Below are 26,876 nucleotides of genomic sequence, written 5' to 3' on the forward strand. Positions count from 1 at the left end.
ACATTCTTTACTAAGTAAATAGGGCCTGAAATATCGGGCCTTTTCATTTCATTATGTAAGTGATAATTATGTTAAGAAAAATCTATCGCAAGGAAGCGATCGAATACAAAAAGCATCACTGGAAAGGAAAGGCTTTGCTGCTAGCAGGGCTTCCAGCATGGCTTATTGCATTACTTTCTTTTGCCTTTTTAGCCATTCTAATAACCACCACAATATTTTGTACCTTTACCCAACGCATTGATGTTCGTGGGGAAGTTATTACTTTACCTCATTCTGTCAATGTTTATGCGCCACAGCAAGGGTTTGTTATTTCCCAATATGCAAAAGTCGGTGACCTTGTCGCCAAAGGACAGTCTTTATATGAAATTGACATCTCCCGAAATACAACAACAGGCAACGTCAGTACGGCGCAAATAGAAGTCATTAATGAAAAGATTGCGAACGCTGAAGATATCATCACCAAACTTTCTCATAATAAAGAAGAAACTCGCTTATCTTTAGATAAACAGCTAAAAACCATCAATGATTCGTTAAAAGAAACTAACCGCATGCTGGTTAATGCGCAGACTGGTTTAAAGAAAATGCATGATAATCTTTCCAGTTACGATAAATATCTTCGTGATGGCCTTATCACCAAAGATCAGTATAACTATCAGCATTCATTATACTTTCAACAACAGAGTACCTATCAGTCTTTGGTCAGTCAGAAAATGCAACTGGAATCCCAGGTAACCCAGTTAAATAGCGATAAAATCACAAAAACGGCAGATTTTGACAACCAAATATCATCTCAGGAAAACCAGATTAATGATTACAAAAACCAGTTGGTTGAATCAAATGCCAATGGTAATGTCATTATTAAAGCAACCACAGAAGGACGCATTGAATCGCTGGCTGTAACAAAAGGACAAATGGTCGACAAAGGCAGCAGTTTAGCGCAAATCAAACCCACTGGTGATATAGAATATTATCTTATTTTATGGTTACCTAATAATAGCATACCTTACGTCAAACCGGGTGATGTCATTAACATCCGCTATGATGCTTTCCCATCAGATAAATTTGGGCAATTCCCGGGGAAAATACTTTCAATATCTTCGGTCCCGACATCCCGACAGGAACTGTCTGAATACACTAATGTTAATAATGGAACGAACCAGCAGGAACTGGCACTCTATAAAACCATTGTCAAAATTGAAAACAAAACCTTTAATTACAATGGTAAAACGCTTTCGCTTTCGAATGGACTGAAGGCTCAAGCCGTTGTATTTCTCGAAGAGCGCCCACTTTATATGTGGATGTTTACCCCTGTGTATAAGATAACTCAAAGCATTACTGGGCCAATCCATGACTAACGAATTGTTCAAAACCATTGTTGCAAAACTAAATTTTTCTCTGGTTAACAAAACGCCTGTTATTCTACAGTCAGAATCATCGGAATGTGGAGTTGCCTGTCTGGCGATGGTCTGTGGTTATTATGGGTTAAATATCGATTTATTTAATTTTCGTCAACGATTCGGTAGCCCCTCACAGGGCTCCTCACTGCTGTCTCTAAGCAAAACAGCCGAGCAGGCTGGTTTAAAAAACCGTGCGCTAGCGCTCGACCTCGATGAAATAAAACAGCTTAAGCTTCCCTGCATCATCCACTGGGGAATGAACCACTATGTAGTCCTTACAAAAGTAAAGAAAAACGGATTTGTGATTCACGATCCCGCGCTGGGTAAACGAATCATTGGCATCAGTGAGATGTCAAATAATTTTACCGGCGTTGCGCTTGAACTCTGGCCTGATCATAACTTCCAACAAGAGGAGGCGAAATCCCGTTTACGACTCCTGGATTTAATGCATAAAATTGTTGGTTTAAAATCGGCGCTGATTAAGATCTTTGCTTTCTCTGTTGTGGTAGAAGCGATTGGCCTCCTGTTGCCTATTGGTACACAGTTAGTAACTGACCATGTCATTATGGCGCACGATGAAAGTTTACTCTCTGTTATTTGTATTGGTTTAATATTTTTTACGCTATTCCGCACGTTTATTAGCATGCTCCGAGCATGGACGTCGTTAACGTTGAATACATTGACAAACATTCAATGGAAAACAACGCTATTCGATCACTTGGCAAGTTTGCCATTATCTTTTTTCGAGAAAAGACACTTAGGTGATATCCAGTCTCGTTTCTCGTCTCTGGATACCATTCGTTCAATTTTTACCAACAGTATCGTCACTGGCATCATCGATTCGATAATGACGATCGGTTTGTTAGTCATGCTGACATTATATGGCGGCTGGTTAGTCTGGGTCGTCATTGGCTTTACCGCCTGCTATGCGATTATGCGCTTCGCTACCTATAGTTTTTATCGGCGCGTAACGGAAGAGCAGGTCGTTAAAGGGGCGCGTGCTAACTCTCACTTTATGGAATCACTTTATGGCATTTCCACGATCAAAGCATTAAATTTAAAAGAACGTCGCTCGCAGCATTGGCTGAATCTTAACGTTGATGCCAGTAACGCAGGTATTAAGCAAACTCGCTTTGATATGATGTTTGGTGGGATTAATACCTTTATCACCTCTATCGATCAGGTGGTGGTACTGTGGTTGGGTGCCATTATGGTAATTGATAATGAGATGACGCTCGGTATGTTTATGGCATTTAATGCTTATCGAGGCCAGTTTTCTCAACGTGCATCGAATCTCATTGATTTGGTGATGCAGCTTCGTATGCTCTCGCTTCATAATGAACGTCTATCTGAAATCGCCTTTAGCGAACCGGAAAAAGAACTTCCATCCCGACGTGTGTTTACAGCAAACACCGGCGTGAAACTTGAAGTCAGGAACCTGAGTTATCAATACGATCCTTTTTCACAACCCATTTTTACCAATCTGAATATAACGGTTGCCCCAGGCGAGTCTGTCGCGCTAATTGGCCCATCTGGCGTTGGCAAAACCACGCTGTTGAAAGTCATGTGCGGTTTGCTTTCACCTGACTCCGGCGAAATACTGGCGGATAATCTGGAGATTCAAAAAATTGGTTTAAATAACTATCGTCTCGGTATCGCCTGCGTACTTCAGGAGGATCGTCTCTTTTCAGGTTCACTTATCGATAATATCAGTGGTTTTGATGATAACCCCGATTTGGAATTCGTAATGGAATGTGCCAAACATTGCAACATCCATGATGAAATCATGAAGATGGCGATGGGATACGAAACCATTGTCGGCGAACTGGGGCTGGGCATTTCCGGCGGTCAAAAGCAGCGTATCCTGATCGCTCGTGCTTTGTACCGTAAACCGAGTATTCTGTTTATGGATGAGGCAACTAGTCACCTGGATCTCAGAAATGAGTCGGTCATCAATCAGTCGATTTCAGCGTTAAGTATCACCCGAATTATTGTCGCGCACCGGCCATCAACCATTGCATCAGCCGATCGCGTTATTGACCTCTCACAATCGAAGTCGATGGCTACCGCTTAATAAAGGAGAAGATTATGCAAGGAACATTTATTGGTTTTAATACTGCAGGAATTACTTTTGAAGAGCGTTTCCTGGCGCTGTTACTTAAGGTCAAGAAAGCGAATGATACCTGTGAGATTTTCTATCTTCAGGCACCCGTATTATCCGACCTGCTTCTGATATTGCAAAGTAGAATGGCCTTAATTTTTCAGCGACTTGAAAATAAAGGCGAGGCTTACAAAGATGAGATTATCGCTTATAACGAAACACTCGTAACCCATATCCCCACGGTAGAAATGGCTGAAATACAACAGCCTTCTCCTGAGCGGCGTATAATGTCTATTACGCTTAAACCTGGCGAAACGCAGTCAACGCTGATCCTGGTATTTCAGGATGAGCAAATTAAGACGTTAACTATTGATGACCGACAGGTTGAAGCCCTGATAATCGGTATTCAACAGGCATTAAAAACAGTCGGCGATCAGGAACTTATCCAGTATTTAAGTTCAAATATGGATTTTTTAATGTGCTACAGCGTCGACTTAACTACTCAGCCGAATATTGATTACCAGCAGTATCCCCAGGAAGAATGGAAGCTAAACCTGTTTTCCCATTATCTGGGCGTGCTCTATTGCTGCGAGACGGACGAAGGCAAGAAAATTGTCTCCGGAGCGGTGGTAAAAACCAGTGCGCCACATTTATCTGAAATGGAAAACAGCGTGGTAGTACGCCTTATTGAGAAAAGCCCCAAGCTTAAGGCGATGCACACGGCGCTGGCGCCATGCCAAATCTTCAGTACCATTATTCCTTCCCAGCCAGGAAGAATGCTCAGCCTGGAAGAGTGTCTGCGTCCCCTGCATGCCTTCTATCTGGAGAAGAAAGCGGAGCTTAACGCCTGACCCTCTTCTACCGGTCACGCCTCTCTCTACGCTCGCAGAGAGAGGCATCGCGCATCAGTTCGGGCACTTATATACCTGGCCGTTCATCTCGCTGTCGGTGGGCACAAAGCTCGACAACAGATTTTGCGTCGGGCTGCTGACGCCATAAATCACGTTGCCGCCCATGGCTGCCGCCTGGTTACGCAGGGCGTTAGCCGCACCGCGCATGGAGCCACCCTCATCGCCATTCTGGCCGGAGAGCCAGTTACTCTGTTTACCCGTCGCGGTCCCTAACAGCTGACACTCTGCGCCCGGCTTCTCCTGTACAAAACGCACATTCTGGCCGGCAGAGGTTAATTCATTGCTGGAACTGCAACCTGCTAACAGTAAGGCTGCGCCGGCAATCCCTGCTAAATATTTTACCTGCATGTTATTCCCCATGATCGATGAGCTGGACGCACTGGCCCGGATGTAAACCTGTCATCCTTCAAACTGCGTCGGCATGAGCCGCTTTCATTCCTTACCCGGTCGCGCTTGTCAGTCGCTTCCGATACGAAGGTGCTTGCCGCTCTGATACAGCTTAAATGATTTTATGTATAAGCCTTATACTAAAAAGCGCACCAAAAGAAAAACCCCCAGCCATTGCTGGCCAGGGGTTTCTGCTTTTTTATGCTGTATAGCGCACGATTACATCATGCCGCCCATACCGCCCATGCCGCCCATGCCGCCAGCAGCACCTAAATCAGGCGCGTCGCCTTTCGGCAGGTCGGTCACCATGCACTCGGTGGTGATCATCAGGCCAGCCACGGAAGCCGCGTACTGCAGTGCAGAACGGGTGACTTTGGTTGGGTCCAGGATACCGAAGTCGATCATGTTGCCGTATTCTTCAGTTGCCGCGTTGTAACCGTAGTTACCGTCGCCTGCTTTCACGTTGTTCGCGACAACAGACGGCTCTTCACCGGCGTTGGACACGATCTGACGCAGCGGCGCTTCCATTGCGCGCAGCGCAACTTTGATACCGACGTTCTGATCTTCGTTCTGACCGGTCAGGCCAGCGAGTTTCGCAGCAACGCGAACCAGCGCTACGCCGCCGCCAGCCACCACGCCTTCTTCAACCGCAGCACGGGTTGCGTGCAGGGCGTCGTCGACGCGTGCTTTTTTCTCTTTCATTTCAACTTCGGTAGCTGCACCGACTTTGATTACTGCCACGCCGCCAGCCAGTTTAGCGACACGTTCCTGCAGTTTTTCACGGTCATAGTCGGAGGTTGCTTCTTCGATCTGCTTACGGATCTGAGCAACACGGCCCTGGATTGCGGACTCTTCGCCAACGCCATCGATGATGGTGGTGGTGTCTTTATTGATAACCACGCGTTTCGCCTGGCCCAGGTCTTCCAGAGTTGCTTTTTCCAGCTCCATACCGATCTCTTCAGAGATAACGGTACCTCCGGTCAGAGTAGCGATATCCTGCAGCATGGCTTTACGACGGTCGCCGAAGCCCGGCGCTTTCACCGCAGCCACTTTAACGATGCCGCGCATGGTGTTAACCACCAGGGTCGCCAGCGCTTCGCCTTCAACGTCTTCAGCGATGATAACCAGCGGTTTGCCCGCTTTCGCTACAGCTTCCAGAACCGGCAGCATTTCGCGGATGTTGGAGATTTTTTTGTCAGCCAACAGGATGAACGGGCTTTCCAGCTCAACGGCGCCGGTGTCCGGCTTGTTGATGAAGTACGGGGACAGGTAGCCACGGTCGAACTGCATACCTTCAACCACGTCCAATTCGTCTTCCAGACCGGTACCGTCTTCAACGGTGATCACGCCTTCTTTACCGACTTTGTCCATCGCTTCCGCGATCAGTTTACCGACGGTTTCGTCAGAGTTAGCGGAGATGGTACCTACCTGAGCGATAGCTTTGGAGTCAGAGCACGGAACAGACAGCGCTTTCAGCTCTTCTACTGCAGCCAGAACCGCTTTATCGATACCGCGTTTCAGATCCATCGGGTTCATGCCTGCAGCAACCGCTTTCAGGCCTTCGTTCACAATGGCCTGCGCCAGCACGGTTGCGGTGGTGGTACCGTCGCCTGCCGCGTCGTTCGCTTTAGAGGCAACTTCTTTCACCATCTGCGCGCCCATGTTTTCAAACTTGTCTTCCAGTTCGATTTCACGAGCAACGGAAACGCCATCTTTGGTGATGGTCGGCGCGCCGAAGGATTTGTCCAGAACCACGTTACGGCCTTTCGGGCCCAGGGTCACTTTAACTGCATCTGCCAGTACGTTTACGCCGCGCAGCATTTTTACACGAGCGTCGTTACCGAATTTTACGTCTTTTGCTGCCATTTCTTATATTCCTCAAATTCGTTCAGGGTCGTGCGAATTAAGCTTCAACAATTGCCAGGATGTCGCTTTCGGACATGATCAGTACTTCTTCGTTGTCGATCTTTTCAGTCTTCACGCCGTAGCCATCGTTGAAAATCACGATGTCACCAACTTTAACGTCCAGCGGCTGCACGGTCCCGTTTTCCAGGATGCGGCCTTTACCGACAGCGATGATTTCGCCACGCGTTGACTTAGCTGCTGCAGAACCGGTCAGAACGATGCCGCCCGCAGATTTGGTTTCAACTTCTTTACGTTTGACGATCACACGATCATGTAACGGACGAATACTCATTGATAGCTCTCCTTCGAGAAAGTCATTATCAGTTATGGGTGACGCCGGGCCGAACGCGGTTTACCGGCTAGTGCAGAGAGAGATGGGGATGGCCATTTCCGGCTTCAAGGGCAAAATTAAAAAAAAATTTTTACCTTTGCGCTGGCACGCAAAAAGCGGCGTCACCGGGCAACCGGTCATAAGGAAAAGCGATTGTGATACTCTCTTTCTTTTTACTGGCGCAGGATGGAATCATGAGTGGTTTAAAACAGGAGTTAGGGCTGGGACAGGGAGTCGGGTTGCTTTCCACCTCACTGCTGGGCACTGGCGTTTTCGCCGTCCCGGCGCTTGCGGCGCTGGTCGCTGGCGATAACAGCCTGTGGGCATGGCCGTTGCTCATCCTCCTTGTTTTTCCGATTGCCATCGTCTTCGCCCTGCTGGGCCGCCATTTCCCCAGCGCGGGCGGCGTGGCCCACTTTGTCGATATGGCCTTTGGCCCACGTCTGGCTAGCGTCACCGGCTGGTTATTTTTATCGGTTATCCCGGTCGGGCTCCCCGCCGCGCTGCACATCGCCACTGGCTTCGGCCAGGCGCTGTTCGGCTGGCATGATGCGCAGCTGTTGCTGGCGGAGCTAGGTACCCTGGCCATCGTCTGGTGGGTCGGTTCACGCGGCGCCAGCTCCAGCGCCAACCTGCAGACCCTGGTTGCCGTGCTGATTGTCGCGCTGATCGTCGCCGTCTGGTGGCGCGGCGGAATAAGCCCGGCGCAAATCCCCTTCCCCGCCCCGGCGGCGATCGACCGCGGCCAGCTCTTCTCCGCGCTGTCGGTGATGTTCTGGTGCTTTGTCGGGCTGGAAGCCTTTGCCCATCTCGCCTCGGAATTTAAACATCCCGAGCGCGATTTTCCCCGCGCGCTGATGATAGGCCTGCTGCTTGCCGGCTCGGTCTACTGGGCCTGTACCGTGCTGGTGTTGCACTTCCACGCGTTTGGCGAGGAGATGGCGGCGGCCGCGTCTTTACCGAATATCGTGGTCCGCCTGTTCGGCGTCGAAGCGCTGTGGGTGGCCTGCGTCATCGGCTATCTCGCCTGTTTCGCCAGCCTTAACATCTATATTCAGAGCTTCGCCCGCCTGGTCTGGTCGCAGACGCAGCATAAGCCGCAGAGCTACCTCGCGAGGCTGTCGCCGCGGCAGATCCCGCGCAACGCCCTCAACGCCGTGCTGGGCTCCTGCGTGGTCAGCACCTTGTGTATCTATTTTCTCGATATCAATCTGGACGCGCTGATCGTCTATGCCAACGGCATTTTCATCATGATCTATCTGCTGTGCATGCTGGCGGGCTGTCGTTTGCTGCGCGGGCGCTATCGGCTGCTGGCGGCGGTGGGCAGCATTCTCTGTCTGCTGCTGCTGGCGATGGTCGGCTGGAAGAGTTTGTACGCGCTGGTGATGCTGGCGGCGCTGTGGTTGTTTTTACCGAGACGCAAGCTGGCGACAGGCAGCGTATAGGCGCAATAAGAAAGCGGCCCGGTCGCGTCTGCTGACCGGGCCGATAAAAGTTAATCGCGGCGATCGTCCTTATGGTCCAGACGGTCGCGCTGTTCGTCCTTGCGCTGGAATTCCCCTTCGAAGGTCTCTCCACCGCCAGTCCCGGCGCTGAAGCCGCCGCCCGGCATCCGGCTGAAGCGCAAATGCGGCATCAGCTTCATCGTCAGGTGCTTCTGCACCGGGGGCAAAAGCAGCAGCAGGCCGAGGAAATCGGTAAAGAACCCCGGGATCAACAGCAGCAGGCCAGCGATAATGAGCGAGACGCTTTTGATCATCTCCGCCGCCGGGCTCTCGCCCGCGGCCATCTTCTGCTGCATCAGCAGGAAGTTTTTGAAGCCCTGGTTACGCACCAGCGACATCCCCACCACCGAGCTAAAGATCACCAGGATCAGCGTCATAAAGACGCCCAGCACGTGCGCGACCTGGATAAAGATCGATATCTCAATGTACACGTAAAGAAAAAAGGCAATAAACGGAATCCAGCGCACCGGCGTCTCCTTCATCGACAGGCACCGAGTTCGGCCCCCGTAGTTATCAATTTGCTGATTGCATCCCACTAAGTTGGGGATGCTGAGCGGCTTTTCAATCAGCGGAAATGCTTATTTTTTCCAGGAATAGGAAAGCGGTGACCCATTTCACAGATTAATAAATCTTCTCACACCCGCGATGTAATAAGTGATCAAGCTTACTGATATTCGCTATCATCAGCATATGATCTTGGGCACCGGGCCGGTTAAGGAAATAATCGTCGGCCAGAAAATATACTGAATACTGGATATTCTGTGTATTTGGTGAATTCATTGGCAGCTTGAAAAGAAGGTTCACATGTTAAACAACATTCGTATCGAAGAAGATCTGTTGGGCACCAGGGAAGTTCCCGCGGACGCTTACTACGGCGTTCATACTCTGCGAGCGATTGAAAACTTCTACATTAGCAACAGCAAAATCAGCGACATACCAGAATTCGTGCGCGGCATGGTAATGGTGAAGAAAGCCGCGGCGCTGGCAAACAAGGAGCTGCAGACCATTCCCAAAAGCGCGGCAAATGCGATTATCGCCGCCTGTGACGAAGTCCTGAATAACGGCAAATGCATGGACCAGTTCCCGGTCGATGTCTTCCAGGGCGGGGCCGGCACTTCCGTAAACATGAACACCAACGAAGTCCTGGCGAACATCGGCCTCGAGCTGATGGGTCACCAGAAAGGTGAATACCAGTATCTGAACCCAAACGATCACGTTAACAAATGTCAGTCCACCAACGATGCCTACCCGACCGGGTTCCGCATCGCGGTGTATGCCTCCATCCTCAAACTAATCGATGCGATTAAGCAACTGGGCGAAGGTTTCCAGGCGAAAGCCGTAGAATTCCAGGACATCCTCAAGATGGGCCGCACTCAGCTGCAGGACGCGGTGCCGATGACCCTCGGCCAGGAGTTCCATGCCTTCAATGTGCTGCTCAATGAAGAGACCAAAAGCATTCTGCGCACCGCGGAGCTGCTGCTGGAGGTGAACCTTGGCGCAACCGCCATCGGCACACGTCTCAACACCCCGGACGGTTATCAACAGCTGGCGGTACAGAAGCTGGCGGAAGTGAGCAACCTCCCGGTCGTTCCGGCGGAAGACTTGATTGAAGCCACCTCGGACTGCGGGGCGTACGTCATGGTCCACAGCTCGCTGAAACGCCTGGCGGTGAAACTGTCCAAGATCTGTAACGACCTGCGCCTGCTCTCTTCCGGACCGCGCGCGGGCCTCAACGAAATCAACCTGCCTGAGCTGCAGGCTGGTTCTTCTATTATGCCGGCGAAGGTTAACCCTGTGGTGCCGGAGGTGGTCAACCAGGTCTGCTTTAAAGTGATCGGCAACGACACCACAGTAACCATGGCCTCCGAAGCCGGGCAGCTGCAGCTGAACGTAATGGAGCCAGTGATCGGCCAGGCGATGTTCGAATCTATCCATATTCTGACCAACGCCTGCTACAACCTGCTGGAGAAATGCGTCAACGGCATTACCGCCAACAAAGCGGTGTGCGAAGGTTACGTCTATAACTCCATCGGTATCGTTACTTACCTCAACCCGTTTATCGGCCACCACAATGGCGATATCGTCGGCAAGATCTGCGCCGAAACCGGGAAGAGCGTGCGGGAAGTGGTGCTGGAGCGTGGGCTGCTGACGGCGGCGGAGCTGGATGACATTTTCTCCGCGCAAAACCTGATGCATCCTGCTTATAAAGCGAAGCGTTATACCGATGAAAGCGAACAGTAATCTTTCCGGATAGTCATTCAAAGGCATGTCAGCGATGACATGCCTTTTTGCTTTTTAGTTTTACTAAAATACAACAATCCAATATCAACTTGTTAAAAAACAAGGAAGGCATATATGTTTGGTGCAGAACTGGTTATTGTCCTGCTGGCGATTTATCTCGGCGCCCGGCTCGGCGGCATCGGTATCGGCTTTGCCGGTGGCCTTGGCGTCCTTGTCCTGACGCTTATTTTTCAAATTAAACCGGGTGCGATCCCCTTCGACGTTATTGAAATCATTATGGCGGTGATTGCCGCTATCGCCGCCATGCAGGTCGCAGGCGGGATGGATTACCTCGTCAGCCTCGCCGAACGGATGCTGCGTCGCCACCCGAAATATATTACCTTCCTTGCCCCGCTGGTGACCTGGTTTATGACCGTGCTCGCCGGCACTGGCCATACCGCCTTCTCCACGCTGCCGGTGATCACCGAAGTGGCCAAAGAGCAAGGCATCCGTCCGTCCCGTCCGCTGTCGATTGCGGTGGTGGCCTCCCAGATAGCGATCACCGCTTCGCCTATCTCCGCCGCGGTGGTGTTCTTTGCCGGGATCCTGGAGCCGCTGGGCGTTAGCTACCTGATGCTGTTGGCCATCTGTATTCCGGTCACCCTGCTGGCGGTAATGCTCACCGCTATCGTCTGCAACTTCCTCGGCTGCGAGCTGAAAGACGATCCTGTTTACCAGGAGCGGCTGGCCAAGGGTGAAGTCAGTCTACGCGGCAGCCAGGTATTTGAACTGAAGCCGCACGCCAAACGTTCCGTTCTGCTGTTTCTGATCGGCATCGTGGCGGTGATGTTCTACGCTACGGCCATCAGCGATACCGTCGGCCTGATCAAAAACCCTGTACTACCGCGTAACGAGGCGATCGTGGTGTTTATGCTGACCATCGCCACCCTGATCAGCATCACCTGCAAAATCGACACCGGCGAAGTGCTCAATGCCAGTACCTTTAAGTCCGGGATGAGCGCTTGCGTCTGCGTGCTCGGCGTCGCCTGGCTGGGGGATACCTTCGTTAAAGCGCATATCAGCGACATCCAGGCCGTGGCCGGCGACTTGCTGCAAAACTACCCGTGGCTGCTGGCGGTGGTGCTGTTCTTCGCCGCCACGCTGCTCTACTCGCAGGCGGCCACCACCAAAGCGCTGATGCCCGCCGCGCTGCTGCTGGGCGTCAGCCCGCTGACGGCGATTGCCTCCTTTGCCGCGGTCTCGGCGCTGTTCGTCCTGCCCACCTACCCGACCCTGCTGGCGGCGGTGGAGATGGACGACACCGGCTCAACCCGCATTGGTAAATATGTCTTTAACCACGCCTTCCTGATCCCCGGCGTTATCGCTATCACCCTGTGCGTGATCCTGGGTTTCATCTTCGGCGGGATTATGCTGTAAATGCCGTCGGCAGCGGGCCCCGCACGGGCCCGCTGCCCGTTTCCCTCCCATTCCCCGCTCGTGACGCTAATATCCCCGCATCTTGCATGCTATAGTGCCTCTTTTCGCTGATACGAGGTTCATGATGACTACGCCTGATGCTGTTGTTGTGCTCTGTACCGCGCCGGATGAAGCAACCGCCCAGGATCTGGCGGCGAAAGCGCTGGCGGAAAAGCTGGCCGCCTGCGCCACGCTCCTGCCGGGGGCCACCTCGCTCTATTACTGGGAAGGGAAGCTGGAGCAGGAGTATGAAGTTCAGATGCTGCTCAAAACCGATCTTGCCCATCAGCAGGCGCTGCTGGACTGCCTGAAGTCTCACCACCCGTATCAAACCCCTGAACTGCTGGTTCTGCCCGTCACGTATGGAGACAACGATTACCTCTCATGGCTTACCGCATCATTACGCTGATCCTGCTGCTGTGCAGCGCGTCAGCCACCGCCGGGTTATTCGACGCACCGGGGCGCTCGAACTTCGTGCCTGCTGACCAGGCCTTCGCCTTTGACTTTCAGCAGCAACAGCATGACCTCAACCTGAGCTGGCAAATCAAGGATGGTTATTATCTTTATCGTCAACAGTTTACCTTCCGCGCCGCCGGGGCGACTCTCGACGAACCGGCACTGCCGGCGGGCGAGTGGCACGAGGATGAGTTTTACGGCAAAAGCGAGATCTTTCGCCAGCGCCTGACCGTTCCGGTCACGGTGAAGCAGGCGGACAAAGACGCCACTCTCACCGTCACCTGGCAGGGCTGCGCCGATGCCGGATTCTGTTATCCGCCGGAGACCAAAGTGATCCCGCTGAGCGCCGTGCTGGCGGCTTCGGCAGATGGCCAGGCGTCCACCATTGACCCTGCGCCGCCGACGAGCAGTCGTCCGGTGTTCAACCCGCCGCTGCCGGTTGAGCCGCGTCCGTCCCCGGAGATCGCCACTTCACCTGCGCCTGCCTCTGCGCCGCCAGCTGACGCCCCCGCCCGCCTGCCTTTCACCGCCCTGTGGGCGCTGCTGATAGGCATTGGTATCGCCTTCACCCCCTGCGTGCTGCCGATGTACCCGCTGATTTCCGGCATCGTGCTGGGCGGCAAACAGCGGCTTTCCACCGCGCGCGCCCTGCTGCTGGCCTTTATTTATGTCCAGGGGATGGCCTTAACCTACACCGCGCTGGGGCTGGTGGTGGCCGCCGCCGGGCTGCAGTTCCAGGCGGCCCTGCAGCACCCGTATGTGCTGGTGGGTCTGTCGGCGGTGTTTATACTGTTGGCCCTCTCCATGTTCGGCCTGTTTACGCTGCAGCTGCCCTCCTCGCTGCAGACGCGGCTGGCGCTGCTCAGCAATAAACGCCAGGGCGGATCGCCCGGCGGAGTCTTTGCGATGGGCACTATTGCCGGGCTGATCTGCTCCCCCTGCACCACCGCGCCGCTGAGCGCCATCCTGTTATATATCGCCCAGAGCGGTAATCTGTGGCTGGGCGGCGGCACGTTGTACCTCTACGCGCTGGGCATGGGCCTGCCGTTGATCCTCGTCACCGTGTTTGGCAACCGTCTGCTGCCGAAGAGCGGGCCATGGATGGGCCATGTGAAGACCGCCTTCGGGTTCGTGATCCTGGCTCTGCCCGTTTTCCTGCTGGAGCGCATACTCGGCGACCAGTGGGGATTACGTCTGTGGTCAATGCTCGGTATCGCCTTCTTCAGCTGGGCGTTTATCACCTCGCTGGGCGCCACCCGGCCGTGGATGCGGCTGGTGCAAATCATTCTTCTTGCCGCCGCGCTGGTCAGCGCCCGTCCCCTGCAGGACTGGGCGTTTGGCGCCCCGGCGCTCGAGCAGCAGGCGCACCTGGCCTTCACCCGCGTCAGCTCGGTGGCCGAGCTTGACCGGGCGCTGGCGCAGGCAAAAGGTCAGCCGGTGATGCTCGATCTCTACGCCGACTGGTGCGTGGCCTGCAAAGAGTTTGAAAAATACACCTTTAGCTCACCTGACGTGCAGCAGGCGCTGAAAGGCGTCGTGTTATTACAGGTTGATGTGACGAAGAACAGTCCGCAAGACGCCGCGCTGCTGAAGCGCCTGCAGGTGCTCGGTCTGCCGACGATCCTGTTCTTCAACGCGCAGGGTCAGGAACAGCCCGACCGGCGAGTCACCGGCTTTATGGATGCTGCGGCATTCAGCGCCCATTTGCGCGATTGGCAAGCGTGAGCGACACTTTAGGAGGAAAGATGGAGGAGAACACCGTGCTGCGTGAAGACGTCCTGGCAGAAGCCATTAAAATTCTTGAAATTGAAGGTATCGCCAACACGTCGCTGGAGATGGTCGCTGAGCGCGTGTCCTGTCCGACGAGCGATCTGAAACGCTTCTGGCCCGATCGTGAAGCGCTGCTGTATGACGCGCTTCGCTATCTGAGCCAACAGGTGGATGCCTGGCGCCGTCAGCTGCTGCTGGACGACACCTTAAGCGCAGAGCAAAAGCTGCTGGCACGCTATGCCGCGCTCACCACCTGCGTTAGTAACCACCGCTACCCCGGCTGTCTGTTTATCGCCGCCTGCACCTTCTATCCCGATCCCCAGCACCCCATTCACCAGCTGGCGGAACAGCAGAAGCAGGCTTCGCTGGCCTATACTCATGAGCTGCTGACTCAGCTGGAGGTGGATGACCCGGAAATGGTCGCTAAACAGATGGAGCTGATCGTCGAGGGCTGCCTGAGCCGTCTGCTGATCAAGCGTAGCCAGACGGATGTCGATACGGCGCGGCGGCTGGCAGAAGATATTCTGCGCTTCGCCCAGTGCCGTATGGGCGGGGCATTAACCTGATTCTGATATCCTAACCGCCACGTCGCGCCTATAATTTCCCCCTCACTGATTGCTGACAGGGATTGATATGCGCGCGTTCTTCTGGGCTGTCTGGCTGGGGCTGTGCTCCACGCCCCTGCTGGCGGCTCCCCTGCAAGGTTTTTCCTTTGCGCAAAAAGACTGGGAGCTCGCCTGCGATAACACCGGCACCTGCCGGGCGGCGGGTTACGGCGTTCGCATGGGCGAGGTTAGCGTGCTGTTGACCCGCAACGCGGGCAGCGAACAGCATCCCACCGCCATGGTCACCTTCGCGCAGATCGAACACGATATCCCCGCCGACTCCACCGCCAGCCTGCTGATCGACGACCGGGACCTCGGCTCGCTGGATGCCGTGGATGACAGCCACTTCCGTCTGGACAGCGATCAGACATCCGCCGTGCTGCAGGCCCTGGCGAACCAGCGTAAAATCGAATTCGCCCTTAACGGCCAGCACCTGCCGCTTTCCAGCGCTGGCAGCCGCGAAGTGCTGCGTAAAATGGATGCGTTTCAGCGACGAACCGGCACCGCCGATGCGCTGCTGGATAAAGGCGATGCGGGCGACGACGCCATTTTGCCCGCCGCCCCCGCCCCGGAAATCATCGCCGCACCGGTGATCCACAACGCGCAGCCTGTACCGCTAAGCATGCTCCAGCGCCAGAAGCTGTTGCCCTCCCTGACGCCGCTGCTGAATCAGCGCTGTGAAGACTGGCAGAACCCGGCCATTCCGGCGGCAGAGCGCCAGATTACCCTCACCGCGCTGGATAAAACCCATTCGCTGGCGCAGGCGCTCTGCTGGCGAGCGCCCTATAACGATGGCTATGCCCTGTGGCTGGTCGATAACGCCCAGTTGAGCAAACCGCGGCTGCTCACTACCGAGGCCTCCAGCTACGCCAACGGCACGCTGGTCTTCCTGCATAAAGAGCGGGGCATGGCCGACTGCGTAACCGGCGAGACGCGGGTCTGGGAGGGTAAGACCTTCGTTCCCAGCCTGAAGTACAGCACCGGTATGTGCCGGGAAATCACCCCGGGCGGTACCTGGATGCTGCCGACCTTTGTCAGCCAGGTGATCCCGAAGCAGCAGAAAGAGGCGGATAACCTGGCCCTGCGAACGCTGTATAACGCGGTGCTGAAGGCGCAAAAAAGCGATCCCGAACTGGCGCTGAACCGGGTCGCCGAGCAGTTTCCGTTAACCGGCCATATTACCGACTTCACCCTCACTTACGCCGATGACAGCCTGGTGACGACCAGCAAACCGTCCCCGGATATCAGCGATGACGAGTGGCAGGCGTTTCTGCGCTCAGCAATTAGCGCAGATTCAGAAAACGGCAAAGTCAGCTTTACGCTTATCGACCTCGACGGCGACGGCAAACGCGATCTGATCATCGACAGCTACGTGGGCGGCACCGGGCTCTTCAGCTACACCGGGGTGCTCCGGCGCGGCGAGGATGATTTTGCCGCCGTCGACGGTAGCGACAGTGATAATGGCGACGATTTCGATGCCGGGGTGCCCGGCGCCCTCTTTTCCATTAATGGCCGCGGGGCTAACCAGTGGAACCACTGGGTCAAAATCAACGGCCAGGTGTATGCCCTGTGGTACAACGGCCAGTTTGGCGAAGATAATCTCTACCTGCTGCGCCCGTTCAGCACCGCCAGCCAGACGCCCGCGGTGACGGTTCGCTATCGCTATACGCTGAACAGCATCCGCTCCCCGGAGAAAGACCAACCGCTGACCCCCAGCCTGAGCGACGGCGATAAAGCGGATCTGCTGCGCTCGCTGGAGGTTATGCAGGGCAACCTGCTGAAAGATAAGCCCGCCAGCGACAACGATGCACCGATCTGCCCCATTCCGCCCGGCACCTCCGCCGACGAGGCGGACAACTACTACAGCGGCGTTGCCGTCAACTATATCTATGAGACGGTGGCCTATATTCCGGTGTGGCTGAACGGAAAATGTTATATCGGCACCATTTTCAGCCATCATGGCGCCTATCGTCACGGCGTGGATGCGGAAATCACGCTGAGCTCGCCGCGGGAAGATGAAGAGGTGATTGGTGATTACCTGATTTCCGGGTTGCGTCACGTTATCTCCGTCACCAGCGGCTGGAAAAGCCGTCAAGGCGATAACGGCATGCAGTGATATTGAGTCAAAATGCGCCTTTGAGCGCGGAATTGCCGCAAAGATAAGCAATCGACAAGTAATTTAAGAAATTTGGTTGACGGGGTGGGCGGATTACGGTTTAATGCGCCCCGTTGCCCGGATAGCTCAGTCGGTAGAGCAGGGGATTGAAAATCCCCGTGTCCTTGGTTCGATTCCGAGTCCGGGCACCACTTATTCAGAGAACCCAGCCTATGGCTGGGTTTTTGCTTTTCTGCAGCCGGACTCTTCATCGAACTGCGTTCGATTATTCGCCGCACAGCGGCTCACCCCTTCGGGGCCAGCGCGACACGCGCGCTGTTCAACGCCTGCGGCGTTAGTCCGAGTACGGGCACCACTATTTAAAGAACCCGCCCACAAGGCGGGTTTTTGCTTTTCTACATCCGGACTTTTTCATCGAACTCCACTCTATGATCCCTGCCCGGCGGCGCTGCGCTTGCGCGGGCCTACGCTGTTTGAGCCTGCGGGAGGACCCGTAGGCCAGATAAGGCATTTATGCCGCCATCCGGCACAACCGCGGGTACGGCGTCTGATGCATATCGCCCGGCGGCGCTGCGCTTGCGTGGGCCTACGCTGTTTGAGCCTGCGGGAGGATCCGTAGGCCGGATAAGGCATTTATGCCGCCATCCGGCACAACCGCGGGTACGGCGTCTGATGCATATCGCCAGGCGGCGCTGCGCTTGCGTGGGCCTACGGACAATGAAACGCCTGCGCAAACGCAGGCCGTCAGGCAAACGCAATAAAGAAAGGTATTATTCGGCGGCGGTTTTCCCTTTGCCGGGTAGTCTGAACGCTTCGCCATAAGGCTTAGCAATGCCCATGCGATATTGCGTCTCTTTAGCCGCCTGGTGGAGATCGGCAAACTCCTCTTTCGGCGCCGGCGGACGTTGCGCCTTTTTCAGACACTGATTGCGATGGTGACGGATCCACTCTCGGTCCTCATCGTCCAGACAACGCTGCATCACCTCAATCCATCTGGATGCCGCCCGACGGTAGAGCCCGCAGGCTTCTAACCGCTCCGCAATACTGTCCCTTATTCTCATCCACCTCGCTCCTCTGATGCTTTCACGATATCTCATGGTATTCCGACACGTGAGCCGGAATACCATGGTAAAGTTAATTTATGACAAAACTATTCCTCTGCGGCGCAAGGAATATATTCATTATAATAATCGCTGTGCATAGCAAACCGCCATGGCGGTAATTACTTCCAAAGAGCTCCGGAATTATATGCCGGGCGCCACCCTGGATACCGACCGGTATCGACGGTTGTACCTATCAATATCTATTTAATTTATTACATTTCCATCATTACATACCTTGCGATATCACCCATTTCCTGTACAACCAGCCCTCATGGCGATCGACCGGACTGGTCCAGCAGTTTATTTTTGAAGATAAATAAGCAGGCTTCATTAAAATTATCTAACCCCAGTCGTTCATAAAGTGCGGTCCGCTTGCGGTAAAGGCTTTTTAGCGAAGTATTAAGATTCAACGCCACCTCCTCCATTGTCATCCCCGCCCCAAGAAAACGCAGCATCAGCTGCTCTGTCATACTTAAGCGCAGATTGTCGAACCACTCTTTGGTCAGCCGATTACTCTTCATCTCCAGGAAAAGCCCAAATAAGGTCGCCATATCGGCGGGTGATAATGACATGTTTAAAAACGATTTCAGGCTGAGTAAATGCTCTTCCCGATGGCGCATATCGAGGACAATACAGCATATTCGCTTTCTGGATTGTGCCGCCTCCATCACCAGATAATCATAATGACAAAGCGGCGAACGGCTATCAACCAGCAGAGAGAGTTCATCAACCTCATTATCTAAAATCGCTTTTCCGCTAGAATCTAACTGAATGATATCAGGGAAGAAATTCTTAACACCTTGAAAAAGATAGTGATCCTGGGTAACTAATATCATTGAATTTGCCACAAGTCGTCCCTTTAACATTTAATCAACAAATTCTCGTCAACCAGACATTATCCTTGCCCCTGAGGATCGCTCCGCATGGCGGTAAAAATAACGAGATCTGTGATTTATCATTAGCGCGGCATCTGAATCTGGCTGTGAAAAACCTCCCAGGGTTCGGACAGAAAATAAACGGATTAATTATAAATAAAAAAATCCCACAGAAAAGATGCTTTTTTTGCTATTAAGAATTTTTGTCAGAAATCATCTTAAATATCTATATAAAATCTTTCCCCTCACAGCAATATAAGCCACCAGGAAAATTTGAAACAAAATTCCAGCCAGCTTCATTTTTTATTTATTTCAGTAAGTTAAAGACATTGACTTCAACATGGCGATTCGAATTAAACCATTTTTACAGATTTATCTTAAAACTCAGCTCGTCATTTAACCATATTTATCCGCCGCGGTATCGGGTATAAATTATCCATTCAATTATCCACAGGAGATAGGTTTATTAGTTTGCAATAAGTCATTCACCCGCAGTGCCAGTCAGCTAAATGGGACCATCCTCATCCTTTAACTCACCGTCAAAGGACGGTCGTGTTGTGCAATGGATTCTTGATGAACATATGGCAAATAGAAATGGAAAGATCACCTTATTCAAATACGTTATTGTTTAATCGCAACACGAAACTCTCGCTATCAATCGGCGTGCTTTTGCTCTTCCCGACGCTGGTTCAGGGAGCGGACTCGCTCTATGACCAGCAGATCCTGCAAGCGCGTCAGGGCCAGTACGCCCCCTTTCTCTCATATCTTCAGCAGTACCAGCTACGGCATGCGTTAACCCCTTCTCAGGTAGCCGACTGGCTGCAGGTAGCCCTCTGGGCCGGCCAGGACGATGAGGTCGTGAAAATCTGGCGACGCTATCAGGTCTATATGCCGCTTCCCGCACGGGGCACCGCCGCCGCCGCGCAGGCTTTGCGCAACCAGAAACAGTGGCAAGCCTCGCTCCTCCTCTGGCAGCAGGCTCTCAGCCAGTCCCCTGACAGTGACGACTATCGTATCGGCTATATCAAGACGCTGGCCGATGCCCGCAAGGACGGCGAGGCGCTCAGCGAAGCGCGTCGCCTGGTGGCGGAGCAGGCGAGCGTGGCTCACCTGCAGACCCTCTCTTATGTCTACCTGCGGCTTGGCAAAAGCTGGGACCAGCTGCTGGTGGACACGCAGATCCTCGATCGCGAACCGCAGAACAAAGCCGCGCTGGCCAGCCTGATGGCGACCCTGACCCGCAACCGGATCGACTCACCCGCCTTCGGCCTCGCGAATAGCGTCGAACTGACGCCCGCGGAAAAGCGCAACCTGCAGCTGAACGCCGCCGCCGAGCTGGTGCGCCTTGCCGATACGCCTTCCCGTGAAGAAAATGCGCGTTACGCGCTGGCCCGCACGGCACTGGCGCAATACGACGCGATGATCGCCGCCTGGCGTCCCGATCCGCAGGCCGCCCCGGACATCACCCGGGCGCGCATTGACCGTCTGGGCGCGCTGTACGCCAACGCAGACTACGCGCAGATCATCCGCGAATACCAAAGCCTGCTCGCGCAGCAGCAGGTGGTTCCCGACTGGGCCATCGGCTGGCTCATCTCCTCTTATATCGCCCTCAAGCAGATTGAACCTGCGTTGACGCTCATTCATCAGCATCCCTCGTGGTTGACAAGCCAACAGAATGAAGAACATGAGCTTTTCTACGCCCTGCTGGACACCGCTCAGTACCCAGCGGCGCAACGGTATGTCGCCAGACTCACCCGGAATGCACCCTATATTCGTCATCTCTACGGCTCGCCGACGCCCCAGCCGAACGACGACTGGCTCACCGCGCAGACGCTTAACGTGCACTATCTTTCCGCCACCAACGCCCTGCCGCAGGCCGAAGCCCGCATGCAGCGCCTGGCGGCGACGGCCCCCGGCAACCAGGGGCTGCAGATCGACTATGCCGCCGTGCTGCAGGACAGAGGGCTGCCGCGGGCTGCCGAACGCCAGTTGAAAGCGGCGGAAGCCCTGGAGCCCGCCAGCCTGCAGCTGGAGCGCCAGCAGGCCTGGGTCGCTCTCGATCTGCAGGAGTGGCGGCAGATGGATCTGCTGACCGACGACGTTATCGCCCGCTCGCCACGGGATCTGAATACCCAACGCCTGGCCAAAGCCCGCGAAGTCCATCATTTCTCCGAGCTGCGCCTGAGCGTTGGCAAAGGGCTGCATTCCGACAACCCGGTGAGCGGTACCCACGACCTCAGTTTTGAGACGGCGATCTACAGCCCGCCGATAGCCGACAGCTGGCGGTTGTTTGGCGGCCACCGCTTTGCCAAAGGCAATTTTGAAGAGGGGACAGGCAGCCGTCGCCAGCTGTTCGCCGGTATTGAATGGCGCCCGCGCGACGCCTGGGGAGAACTTGAACTCTCCAGCGTCAATTTTCACGGCGAGAATAAGCCCGGCGTCCGCCTTTCCGCCGCGCACGACGTCAACGATCGCTGGCAGCTGGGCGGCGAACTGGAGCGGATTTCGCAGCAGACGCCGCTGCGCGCGTTACGCAACGGCATCAGCGCCAACCGCGGCGAAGGCTGGCTGCGATGGTATCAAAACGAGCGCCGGGAGTACCGCGTCAGCGTGGCCGCCAGCCGCTTTACCGACCACAACCGTCGTCAGGAGTACACCCTCTCTGGTAAAGAGCGCCTCTGGCAGACGCCGTGGTTAACGCTGGATCTGCAGCCCGGTCTGGCGGCCAGCGCCAATAGCCGCACCGACACCGCGTATTACAGTCCGGCCCGCGACCTCGCGGCCACCGCAGCGCTGACCGTCGATCACACGCTTTACCAGCGGTATGACACCGTCTGGAGTCAGCAGCTGCTCGCCGGCGGCGGCAGCTACTGGCAAAAAAATCACGCCGCCGGCGCGATAACGACGCTGGGCTACGGCCAGCGTCTGCGCTGGAACAACCTCGTCGATGCCGGGGTGATGCTGAACTGGGACAAACGCCCCTACGACGGTAAACGTGAAAACAACCTCGCCATCACTGTTGATGCAAACATACGGTTTTAAGGATGACCATGCTGAACACGACCCTGCGCAACGGCCTGATGCTTCTCGGCTGGCTGTGCCTTATCTTCAGCGTGCGTGCTGAGGAGGTCCCCTTCCTCGCCCCGCAGCAACGACCCCAGCTGGAGGCCAATAAACCCTGGCCGGCGGATCGCTTTCTGGTGCTGGCCTATCATGACGTCGAAGACGACGCCGCCGACCAGCGTTATCTTTCGGTGCGGACCAGCGCGCTTAATGAGCAGATCGCCTGGCTGCTGCATCATGGCTACCATGCCGTGAGCGTTCAGGACATTCTGGACGCGCATCATGGCCTTAAGTCGCTTCCGCCTAAGGCTTTTCTTCTCAGCTTCGACGATGGCTATAGCAGTTTTTATACCCGCGTCTGGCCGCTGCTTAAAGCCTGGAACGTTCCGGCGCTGTGGGCGCCGGTGGGCAGCTGGGTGGACACCCCCGCCAACCAGCCCGTTAATTTTGGTGGCCTGATGACGCCGCGCGATCGCTTCGCCACCTGGGAGATGGTGCGCGAGCTCAGCCGCTCGCCGCTGGTGGAGATCGGCGCGCACACCTGGGCCTCGCATTACGGCCTGCCGGCCAATCCGCAAGGCAGCCGCGAGCCCGCCGCCGCCAATCGAGGCTGGGATAAAACCACCGGCCGCTATGAAAGCGACGCGCAGTTTACCCGGCGAATGACCGATGACGTGCAGAAAGTAACGGCGAAAATCCACGACGTCGCCGGGAAAGCGCCGCGCGCCTGGGTGTGGCCCTACGGCGCCGCCAGCGGCAGCACTCTGGCCATCGCCAAACAGCAGGGGTATCAGCTGGCGTTTACGCTGAACGACGGCCTGGGCAACGTGAAGGATCTGGACAATATTCCGCGCATGCTGATCGCCGGTAACCCGTCGATCAAGGCCTTTGCCAACGCCGTAACCCAGATCCAGGAAGCCGATCCTGTTCGGGTGATGCATGTCGATCTGGACTATGTCTATGACCCCAATCCCGTCCAGCAGGCAAAGAATATCGATAAGCTGATACAGCGCGTCTATGACATGAAAATCAGCCACGTCTTTCTGCAGGCCTTCTCCGACCCGCAGGGCGACGGCACGGTCAAGTCGCTCTATTTCCCCAACCGCTGGCTGCCGATGCGCGCCGACCTGTTTAACTTCGTCTCCTGGCAGCTGCAGACCCGCGGCGGGGTGAAGGTTTATGCCTGGATGCCGGTGCTGGCCTTCGATCTCTCGTCCGATCTGCCGCGCGTTCAGCGCTGGGATCCGCAAACCGGGAAGGCGTTGCTTGCCCATCAGCCCTATGTTCGCCTGTCGCCCTGGGATCCGCGGGTTCGCCAGCAGATCACCGACATCTATGAGGATCTGGCCCGACACGCCAGCTTCAGCGGGATTCTGTTCCACGACGACGCCGTGCTGACCGATTTTGAAGACGTGAGCCCGGAGGCGGTCGCCGCCTGGCGGCAGAGTGGCCTGGCGCGCGATGCCGGCCCGGTGCCCCAGCGTCCGCAGGAGCGTGAAGCATGGATGCGTTTCAAAAGCCAAACCCTGACCCGCTTCACTCTGCAGCTGCGCCAGGCGGTGCAGGCCATCCGCGGCCCGCAGGTAAAAACGGCGCGTAATCTCTTCGCCCTGCCGATCCTGGAGCCGCAGAGCGAAGCCTGGTTTGCGCAAAATCTGGATGACTTCCTTGCCGCCTATGACTGGACGGTGCCCATGGCGATGCCGCTGATGGAGTCCGTGCCGATTGACGCCAGCCAGGCCTGGCTGACGCGGCTGGTGCAGGCCGTCGCCCGCCGCCCGGGCGCGCTGAAGAAAACCATCTTTGAGCTACAGGCCAGAGACTGGAACCGACGCCAGCACAACGCCATTCCTGACCAACAGCTGGCGGACTGGATGCGTTTGCTGCGGCTAAACGGCGTCAAAAACTACGGCTACTACCCAGACGATTTCATTAACAATCAGCCTGATATCTCCCGTATCAGACCGCAATTCTCTTCCTGGTGGTACCCTGACCATGACTGATCGTATTATCGCATTGTGCATTTTATGCCTCGTTTTCGGGCTGCCGTTAGGCGTCGCAGCGGTATTTACCGGCGAGCTTATCCTCGACTTTGTCTTTTTCTGGCCGCTGTTTATGTCGGTGCTATGGATCACCGGGGGTCTGTACTTCTGGTTTCAGCTGGAGCGCCACTGGCCGTGGGGCGAGAATACCCCGCCGCCGACGCTGCCGGGCAATCCGCTGATCTCGATATTGATCCCCTGCTTTAACGAGGAGAAAAACGCCCGGGAGACCATCAGCGCGGCGCTGGCCCAGCGTTACGCCAATCTCGAAGTGATCGCGATTAACGACGGCTCTTCCGACAACACCGCCCAGGTGCTGCAGCAGCTGGCGCAGGAGGAGCCGAGGCTGCGGGTGATCCACCTGGCCGCCAATCAGGGAAAAGCGGTGGCGCTCAAAGCGGGCGCCGCCGCCGCCCGCGGCGATTTGCTGGTCTGCATCGATGGCGACGCCCTGCTGGACCGGGATACCGCGGCATGGCTGGTCGCCCCGCTGATCCACTACCCGCACGTCGGGGCGGTCACCGGCAACCCGCGGATCCGCACCCGATCCACGCTGATCGGCCGCATTCAGGTCGGGGAGTTCTCGTCAATCATTGGCCTTATCAAGCGGACGCAGCGGATCTATGGCCGGGTCTTTACCGTCTCCGGCGTGATCGCCGCCTTCCGGCGCCAGGCCCTGGCGGACGTCGGCTACTGGAGCCCGGATATGATCACTGAAGATATTGATATCAGCTGGAAGCTTCAGCTCCGCCACTGGGACATTTTTTTCGAGCCGCGGGCGCTGTGCTGGATCCTGATGCCTGAGACCCTCAAAGGGTTATGGAAGCAGCGTCTGCGCTGGGCCCAGGGCGGGGCCGAAGTCTTTCTGGTCAACCTGCGCCGCCTGTTTCACTGGCAGCATCATCGGATGTGGCCGCTGTTTCTGGAGTATGCCTGCTCCACGCTGTGGGCCTTTGCCTACGCGGTCACCATCCTGCTGTTTATCCTCAGCCGCCTGATGCCATTGCCGGACAACCTGACCGTGCACAGTCTGTTTCCGCCTGAGTTCACCGGCATGCTGCTCGGCCTGATGTGCCTGCTGCAGTTCGTCGCCAGCCTGTATATCGAACGGCGCTATGAGAAAAAGGTGGCCAAATCCCTGTTCTGGGTGATCTGGTTCCCGATGGTTTACTGGATGATCGGCCTGCTGACCACGCTGGTCGCTTTTCCGAAGGTGATGTTGAAACGTCAACGTTCCCGCGCGCGCTGGGTGAGCCCGGACCGGGGAAAAGGAAGCCTGCGATGAATGAAAATACGCTCATCTTAACCGAACACCGCGTGCTGCCCCGGCTGGTGGACGCCGGCTTAACGCTGCTGGCCTGGCTCGGTTTTCTGTTCTTTCTTTACGCCAATTTGCTGATGCAGTTCATCGCGCCGCCCTCCCCGCGCTGGTCGTCGCTGATGGACTCCCTGAATACGGCGCTGGTGTATTTATTGCTTGCCGCGCTGAACGGCTGGCTGTTGATCCTCTGGTATCACTATAACCGACGCCGCGCCCACACCCGGCGTCACACCGCGGTGCTTACACTGCGGGATGAGGAGCTGGCCAGCAGCTTTAACGTCGCCCCGCAGATCATCTCCGAGATGAGTCGCTATAATTTGCTGACCGTTTACCACGATCACATTGGCCAGATTATTGATTTAAAAAGCCACGCGCTGCCGCCGCCGAACGAGGAAAGGGATCATGAATGATAGCAGAGCCGCCCTCGGCGGCCCTGACCGGGTAACGACGCCGCCGATCAGCCGCCGGCTTTTTTAATCGCGGCTTCGAGCGAGGCTTTATCCGCCAGTCCCGGGAAGACGGTGATGCTGGCTTCCGTGGCGCCGGTGGTCGGCATCACGATCACGCCCGGCGTGCCGCTAAGACCAATCTCCTGCGCCAGGTCGTTAATGCTCTGCAGTACCGGTTCGACGTCGCTGGCCTTCTTCGCATCAAAGCCGGCTTTCTTCGCCTGCTGCTGGATATCCGCCGTCGTCAGCTTGCCTTCGTTATGTCCGGTGGCGTAGATCCCGTTATGGTAGGTCAGATAGGCATCCGCCCCTTTCTGCTGATAGATCTGCAGGCCGGTTTTCGCTGCTTCCAGCGAGCTTTCCCAGCGGCCGCCAAAGATAGGCCACTCTTTAAAAGCGAAGCGGGTCTGCGGATGCGCTTTAATCACCTGTTCCATCACCGGCGCCAGCCGGCTGCAGTAGACGCACTGGTAGTCAAAGAACTCAATCACCGTGACTTTGCCGTTGGCCGGGCCGTAAGTCGGGGTATTTTTATCCTGGGTCAGCAAGGCGGCATTCTTCAGCACCGCCTGGGTGGCCGCGCTGGCCTGTTGCTCAGCCTGAATTTGCTGCAGTTTCTGGCTTGCCTGCAGGAGAACTTCCGGGTGGGCGACCAGGTAATCGGCGGCGATTTTGCCGATTTGCGCCTCCTGTTCCGGGGTGAAGGTCGCCGGCGCGTCAGCGGCAGAGGCCATCGCCGGCAGTAAAACAGCGCTCAGCAGGGCGACAGAGAGGTATTTCTTGTGGCCAGACATAGTGGGGATCCTTGCGATAAGTGAACGGCAGGTGTGTCTGTATGACAAA

The 26,876-nt window shown here is 55.6% G+C and carries 21 protein-coding genes and 1 tRNA gene; 15 read left to right on the top strand and 7 right to left on the bottom strand.

Annotated elements, in window-relative coordinates:
- The first annotated feature begins 68 nt into the window (after nt 1-68).
- Genes GT756_RS23085 through yjeJ form a run of 3 tightly spaced genes read left to right on the top strand, consistent with a single transcriptional unit; the run spans nt 69 to nt 4,349 of the window.
- Entirely contained in the window at nt 69-1,355 is a 1,287-nt protein-coding gene (locus GT756_RS23085; protein ID WP_023291696.1) for an HlyD family secretion protein, read from the top strand.
- Nucleotides 1,348-3,471 carry a peptidase domain-containing ABC transporter gene (locus tag GT756_RS23090; RefSeq protein ID WP_043519268.1) on the top strand — a complete coding sequence of 708 codons (2,124 nt, stop codon included), beginning with the start codon at nt 1,348-1,350 and terminating at the stop codon, nt 3,469-3,471. The genes GT756_RS23085 and GT756_RS23090 overlap by 8 nt, the downstream gene beginning before the upstream one ends.
- Nucleotides 3,472-3,485: 14 nt before the next feature.
- Nucleotides 3,486-4,349, top strand: coding sequence for a YjeJ family protein (yjeJ, locus tag GT756_RS23095; RefSeq protein WP_044525175.1), 864 nt, complete (start codon nt 3,486-3,488; stop codon nt 4,347-4,349).
- A gap of 54 nt (nt 4,350-4,403) precedes the next feature.
- Here the strand turns inward: yjeJ and GT756_RS23100 are convergent, their stop codons facing one another.
- The 3 genes from GT756_RS23100 to GT756_RS23110 all read right to left on the bottom strand — a co-directional run bounded on the left by GT756_RS23100 (nt 4,404) and on the right by GT756_RS23110 (nt 6,993).
- Nucleotides 4,404-4,757 (bottom strand): DUF4156 domain-containing protein, encoded by a 354-nt coding sequence (locus GT756_RS23100; protein ID WP_004206410.1) that lies wholly within the window; start codon nt 4,755-4,757, stop codon nt 4,404-4,406.
- Between the two features lie 258 nt (nt 4,758-5,015).
- Nucleotides 5,016-6,662, bottom strand: coding sequence for a chaperonin GroEL (gene groL, locus GT756_RS23105; RefSeq protein ID WP_002885441.1), 1,647 nt, complete (start codon nt 6,660-6,662; stop codon nt 5,016-5,018).
- A 37-nt stretch (nt 6,663-6,699) separates the two neighbouring features.
- Nucleotides 6,700-6,993: a co-chaperone GroES gene (locus GT756_RS23110; protein ID WP_004152420.1), complete on the bottom strand. Its 294-nt coding sequence runs from the start codon at nt 6,991-6,993 to the stop codon at nt 6,700-6,702.
- A gap of 233 nt (nt 6,994-7,226) precedes the next feature.
- On the opposite strand from GT756_RS23110, the gene yjeH reads away from it, so the two are divergent.
- Complete coding sequence (gene yjeH, locus GT756_RS23115; protein ID WP_160125093.1) at nt 7,227-8,477, top strand: L-methionine/branched-chain amino acid transporter; 1,251 nt, start codon at nt 7,227-7,229, stop codon at nt 8,475-8,477.
- Between the two features lie 50 nt (nt 8,478-8,527).
- Here the strand turns inward: yjeH and GT756_RS23120 are convergent, their stop codons facing one another.
- Complete coding sequence (locus GT756_RS23120; RefSeq protein WP_004206407.1) at nt 8,528-9,004, bottom strand: FxsA family protein; 477 nt, start codon at nt 9,002-9,004, stop codon at nt 8,528-8,530.
- A 337-nt stretch (nt 9,005-9,341) separates the two neighbouring features.
- On the opposite strand from GT756_RS23120, the gene aspA reads away from it, so the two are divergent.
- From aspA to GT756_RS23155, 7 genes are all read left to right on the top strand, one after another.
- Nucleotides 9,342-10,778, top strand: coding sequence for an aspartate ammonia-lyase (gene aspA / locus GT756_RS23125; RefSeq protein WP_002885424.1), 1,437 nt, complete (start codon nt 9,342-9,344; stop codon nt 10,776-10,778).
- Nucleotides 10,779-10,892: 114 nt separating this feature from the next.
- A complete protein-coding gene (locus GT756_RS23130) occupies nt 10,893-12,194 on the top strand; it encodes an anaerobic C4-dicarboxylate transporter (RefSeq protein ID WP_017900073.1) in 1,302 nt (433 codons plus the stop codon).
- A gap of 124 nt (nt 12,195-12,318) precedes the next feature.
- Nucleotides 12,319-12,642, top strand: coding sequence for a divalent cation tolerance protein CutA (cutA, locus tag GT756_RS23135; protein WP_004206404.1), 324 nt, complete (start codon nt 12,319-12,321; stop codon nt 12,640-12,642).
- Nucleotides 12,618-14,414 (top strand): protein-disulfide reductase DsbD, encoded by a 1,797-nt coding sequence (locus GT756_RS23140; protein ID WP_160125094.1) that lies wholly within the window; start codon nt 12,618-12,620, stop codon nt 14,412-14,414. The genes cutA and GT756_RS23140 overlap by 25 nt, the downstream gene beginning before the upstream one ends.
- 20 nt (nt 14,415-14,434) lie before the next feature.
- Complete coding sequence (locus GT756_RS23145; RefSeq protein ID WP_008807224.1) at nt 14,435-15,025, top strand: transcriptional regulator; 591 nt, start codon at nt 14,435-14,437, stop codon at nt 15,023-15,025.
- A gap of 67 nt (nt 15,026-15,092) precedes the next feature.
- Complete coding sequence (locus GT756_RS23150) at nt 15,093-17,180, top strand: DUF1176 domain-containing protein (protein ID WP_094333991.1); 2,088 nt, start codon at nt 15,093-15,095, stop codon at nt 17,178-17,180.
- Nucleotides 17,181-17,295: 115 nt separating this feature from the next.
- Nucleotides 17,296-17,371 (top strand) — tRNA-Phe (locus GT756_RS23155).
- A gap of 579 nt (nt 17,372-17,950) precedes the next feature.
- Here the strand turns inward: GT756_RS23155 and GT756_RS23160 are convergent.
- Nucleotides 17,951-18,307, bottom strand: a complete 357-nt coding sequence (locus GT756_RS23160; protein ID WP_305961458.1) for a PerC family transcriptional regulator — start codon at nt 18,305-18,307, stop codon at nt 17,951-17,953.
- 245 nt (nt 18,308-18,552) lie between these two features.
- Nucleotides 18,553-19,119 carry a LuxR family transcriptional regulator gene (locus GT756_RS23165; protein ID WP_004206400.1) on the bottom strand — a complete coding sequence of 189 codons (567 nt, stop codon included), beginning with the start codon at nt 19,117-19,119 and terminating at the stop codon, nt 18,553-18,555.
- A gap of 633 nt (nt 19,120-19,752) precedes the next feature.
- Here GT756_RS23165 and pgaA point away from each other — a divergent pair.
- From pgaA to pgaD, 4 genes are read left to right on the top strand one after another with little or no spacing between them, the layout of a single operon-like run.
- On the top strand, nt 19,753-22,200 hold the full coding sequence (gene pgaA / locus GT756_RS23170; protein WP_174562453.1) for a poly-beta-1,6 N-acetyl-D-glucosamine export porin PgaA: 2,448 nt from the start codon (nt 19,753-19,755) through the stop codon (nt 22,198-22,200).
- Nucleotides 22,201-22,208: 8 nt separating this feature from the next.
- The gene (gene pgaB / locus GT756_RS23175) at nt 22,209-24,224 is read left to right on the top strand and encodes a poly-beta-1,6-N-acetyl-D-glucosamine N-deacetylase PgaB (protein WP_049092567.1); all 2,016 of its coding nucleotides are present in this window, start codon (nt 22,209-22,211) and stop codon (nt 24,222-24,224) included.
- Nucleotides 24,217-25,548 (top strand): poly-beta-1,6-N-acetyl-D-glucosamine synthase, encoded by a 1,332-nt coding sequence (gene pgaC / locus GT756_RS23180; RefSeq protein ID WP_032456869.1) that lies wholly within the window; start codon nt 24,217-24,219, stop codon nt 25,546-25,548. Before pgaB ends, pgaC begins: the two co-directional genes overlap by 8 nt.
- The gene (pgaD, locus tag GT756_RS23185; RefSeq protein WP_032456868.1) at nt 25,545-25,994 is read left to right on the top strand and encodes a poly-beta-1,6-N-acetyl-D-glucosamine biosynthesis protein PgaD; all 450 of its coding nucleotides are present in this window, start codon (nt 25,545-25,547) and stop codon (nt 25,992-25,994) included. Before pgaC ends, pgaD begins: the two co-directional genes overlap by 4 nt.
- Before the next feature lie 47 nt (nt 25,995-26,041).
- On the opposite strand, the gene GT756_RS23190 is transcribed toward pgaD, so the two are convergent.
- Nucleotides 26,042-26,827, bottom strand: a complete 786-nt coding sequence (locus tag GT756_RS23190; protein ID WP_004206394.1) for a DsbA family protein — start codon at nt 26,825-26,827, stop codon at nt 26,042-26,044.
- Nucleotides 26,828-26,876: the final 49 nt, after the last annotated feature.

This window comes from Klebsiella sp. Q2 (assembly GCF_009900705.1).
Taxonomy (GTDB): domain Bacteria; phylum Pseudomonadota; class Gammaproteobacteria; order Enterobacterales; family Enterobacteriaceae; genus Klebsiella; species Klebsiella quasipneumoniae.